Annotated in this window: 4 protein-coding genes; all 4 read left to right on the forward strand. The window is 67.7% G+C overall.

Annotated features, from left to right (window positions below):
• Nucleotides 1-1,146 (forward strand): CaiB/BaiF CoA transferase family protein (locus C2I35_RS21710; RefSeq protein WP_342749733.1); only part of this gene is annotated, 1,146 nt, incomplete at its 5' end.
• The gene (locus C2I35_RS21715) at nt 1,143-1,919 is read left to right on the forward strand and encodes an enoyl-CoA hydratase/isomerase family protein (protein WP_103765132.1); all 777 of its coding nucleotides are present in this window, start codon (nt 1,143-1,145) and stop codon (nt 1,917-1,919) included. The genes C2I35_RS21710 and C2I35_RS21715, both read left to right, overlap by 4 nt.
• Nucleotides 1,916-2,743 carry a CoA transferase subunit A gene (locus C2I35_RS21720; protein WP_103765133.1) on the forward strand — a complete coding sequence of 276 codons (828 nt, stop codon included), beginning with the start codon at nt 1,916-1,918 and terminating at the stop codon, nt 2,741-2,743. The genes C2I35_RS21715 and C2I35_RS21720 overlap by 4 nt, the downstream gene beginning before the upstream one ends.
• Entirely contained in the window at nt 2,740-3,486 is a 747-nt protein-coding gene (locus C2I35_RS21725; RefSeq protein ID WP_103765134.1) for a CoA-transferase subunit beta, read from the forward strand. The genes C2I35_RS21720 and C2I35_RS21725 overlap by 4 nt, the downstream gene beginning before the upstream one ends.
• Nucleotides 3,487-3,501: the final 15 nt, after the last annotated feature.

The raw sequence follows: 3,501 nt of genomic DNA on the forward strand, positions 1-3,501 counted from the left end.
CTTCCGCTGGCCGGCGTTCGCGTGGTCGAGATTTGCCAGATCGCGGCTGGGCCGTTTTGCGGGATGCTTCTGGCGGATATGGGGGCGGAGGTCATCAAGATCGAACCCCCCGCCGGCGATGCCATGCGGGCATGGCCGCCGATCACCGACGGCTACTCGGAGAACTTCGCGTCATTGAATCGCAACAAGAAATCGATCGCGCTCGATCTGAAGGATCAGGGTGACTACGACACCGCGCGCGCGCTGATCACGCGCGCCGACGTGGTGATCGAGAATTCGCGACCCGGTGTCATGGAACGGCTCAAGCTGGATTACGAGACCGCGAAAGCCTGGAACCCGGCGCTGGTCTATTGCTCGATCTCCGCCTTCGGTCAGACCGGCCCCAAGGCGAAGCAGGGCGCGTTCGACGTGACCATGCAGGCGATCTCGGGGATCATGAGCGTGACCGGCCACGAGGGAGTTCCGCCGGTCAAGTGCGGTGTGCCCATCGCCGATTTCGCGACCGGCCTCTACGGCGCGTTCAACGTGGCTTCCGCGTTGATGGCCGCGCGGCAAAGCGGGCAGGGGTCGCATATCGACGCCTCGATGCTGGGCTGCTCGCTGGGCATCGCCGCGTTGCAGACATCCGAGTATTTCGGCACCGGGAACGTGCCGCGAAAGCTGGGGGCGGCGCATCCGCGCAACTCTCCGTACGAGGCCTATGCGGCGCGGGACACGCATTTCGTCATCGCCGCCGGCAATGACCGTCTCTGGGAGAAGGTGTGCGCCGTTACCGGGCTGGAGGCCCTGAAAGACGACCCGCGCTTCGTGACCACCTCGGACCGGGCGACCAACCAGGCGGAGCTGAAGCCGTTGCTGGAAGAGCGTTTCGTCAAGGAAGACGCGGAGGAATGGCTGGCCCGGTTCAGCGCGGCCGGGGTGCCCTGTGCGCCGATCAACACCTATCCCGAAGCGCTGGCCGACCCGCAGGTCGAAGCGCAGGGCTGGGTCCAGCGCACGGAGCTTCCCTCCGGAGCGGAGATTTCGACCTTCGGCCCGCCCGTTTCCATGTCCGGGCGCGCGTTCACGATCCGCAGCGGCCCGCCGGGGCTGGACGGGGATCGCGCCGCGATCCTGGCGGAGCTGGACGCGGAGAAAGTGGCATGACGGACGCCGTGCTGCTGCACACCGAAGGCCCCGTCTGGCGCCTGACCCTGAACGCGCCGGACACGCGCAACGCCTTGTCGCTCGACATGGTCGAGGCCCTGCATGCGGCCTTTGACCGGGTCGAGGCCGAAACGCCGCGCGGCCTGGTGATCACCGGCGCCGGGCCGGTCTTCTGTGCCGGGCTCGACCTTGCCGGGATCGAGAGCCGGTCGGATGCGGACATGCTGTGGCTGCTGACGCGCATCGAGCTGATGCTGCAGCGGCTGTGGTCCTTGCCGTGCCGGACACTCGGCCTGGCACAGAAAGCCGCGATCGGAGCGGGGGCCGACATCCTGGTCTGCTGCCAGCACCGCGTGCTGTCGGACGGCGGGCGCATGGCGTTCCCGGGTCTCGGGTTCGGCATCTTCCTCGGCACGCATCGCCTGTCGCTTCGGATTGGCGGGAACGCGGCGGAACGGGTGCTGTCTGCCGGCGGGCCCGTCGCCGCGGAGGATGCGCTGCGGCTTGGCCTCGTGCATGCCACGCCCGCCGCGCCGGAAGAGGCGCTGGAGGACTGGAGCGCAGGGGTGTTGAAACTTGACCCGCACGTGGCGGCGCAGCTGTCGACCACGGTCTGCCGGGCCGATCCCGAAGCGGACATGGCCGCGTTCGTCGCGTCTGCCGCGCGGCCCGGTCTGCGCGACCGGATCGCCGCCTACGTCGCGGCCCAGAAAGCGGCGCGGCAAGACGCCAAAGCCGCAACAGACACTTTGAAGCGAAAGGTTCCCTCATGACCCGTTCGGAAAAACTTGTCACCCTGGAAGAGATGGTCGCCACGATCCCGGATGGCGCGTCCATCGGGCTGGGCGGCAGCTTCCTGCACCGCGGCCCCTTCGCCTTTGTCCGCGAGCTGATCCGGCAGGGCAAGCGCGACCTGGAAATCATCAAGGCATCCCCCGGTTACGACATCGACATCCTGTGCCGGGCCGGGTGCGTGTCGCGCGTGCGGGCCGGGATCGTCGCCATGGAAGGCAATTTCGGTCTTGCCGGCGGGTATCGCAAGGCGATCGAAAGCGGGACGGTGAAGCTGGAAGAACACGCCTGCATGACGCTGACCGCCGGGCTGCGCGCGGCCGGAGCCGGCGTGCCCTTCATGCCGGTCGGCGGCGTGCATGGCAGCCAGATCGCCGAGGTGTCCGGCTGGAAGAAGATGACAGACCCCTACGGCGGCGAAGAAGAGGTCTGGCTGATCCCGGCCATCCGCCCGGATTTCGCCGTCATTCATGCCCATGCGGTGGACCGCGACGGCAATGCCCGCGTCGAGGGCTCGCCGCATTGGGACCGGGCGCTGACACGCGCGGCCCGCAAGGTCCTGGTGACCGCCGAGACCCTGGCCCCGTCCGAAAGCTTTTCGCAGCGGCCGGAACTGACCCTGGTGCCCGCTTTCATGACCGCCGCCGCCGTTCATGCGCCGCAGGGCGCCTGGCCGGGGTCGCTCGCCCCGGTTTACGACGTCAACTACGATGCCGTCGCCCGGTACGTGGAAGAAAGCGCCGATGGCTCCATCGAGGAGCACATGGCGGCGGCACCCGAAGCCAGGCAGGAGGAGCCGGCATGACCAAGTATACCCCGTTTTCCTATATCGTCATCAACCTGGCCCGCCTGATCCGACCGTCAGAGGTGACGTTCTCGGGTGTGAACTCGACCCTGCCTATGCTGGCCTGCCTGGTCGCGAAGCGCGCCTACGACTTCGACTTCACATGGCTGAACGTCGCCGGAGGGGTCGATGCCGAGCTGGCGGGACCGGTGCCCCTGTCGTCGGGGGACGCGGCCCTTACCGCGGGGTCGCGCTCGATCTTTGCCAACGAGGATTTCTACGATCTGTGCACGCGCGGCGGCATGGACCTGTGTTTCCTCGGCGCCAGCCAGATCGACGGCACCGGGGCGACCAACAACTCGGTCATCGGGGACTGGGACAGCCCCAAGGTGCGCCTGCCGGGCGGCGGCGGATCGGCCGTGATGATGCCGACGCTGAAGCGGGCCGCCACGTGGCGGACGGAGCATTCGACGCGCACGCTGGTCGACACGCTGTTCTTCCAGACGGCCAAGGGGAACCTGCAATCCGTCGTCACGCCGATGTGCGTCTTCGACAAGAGGGACGGACGGCTTGCGGTGGCCTCGCATCACCCGGATGTCACGCTGGACGACATACGTGCCGCGACCGGTTTCGAAACCGACATGTCGCAGGCCGGTCCAACCCCCGAACCCACCGCGGCGGAACTGGCGGCGCTGAGGGCGCTGGATCCCGATGGCACATTCGAAGCGGATGCCGCGGTCCGAATGCCGGAGCTGGCCGCATGAGTGATTTCGTTACCG

The sequence above is a fragment of the Roseovarius confluentis genome, from assembly GCF_002917925.1.
Taxonomy (GTDB): Bacteria; Pseudomonadota; Alphaproteobacteria; order Rhodobacterales; family Rhodobacteraceae; genus Roseovarius; species Roseovarius confluentis.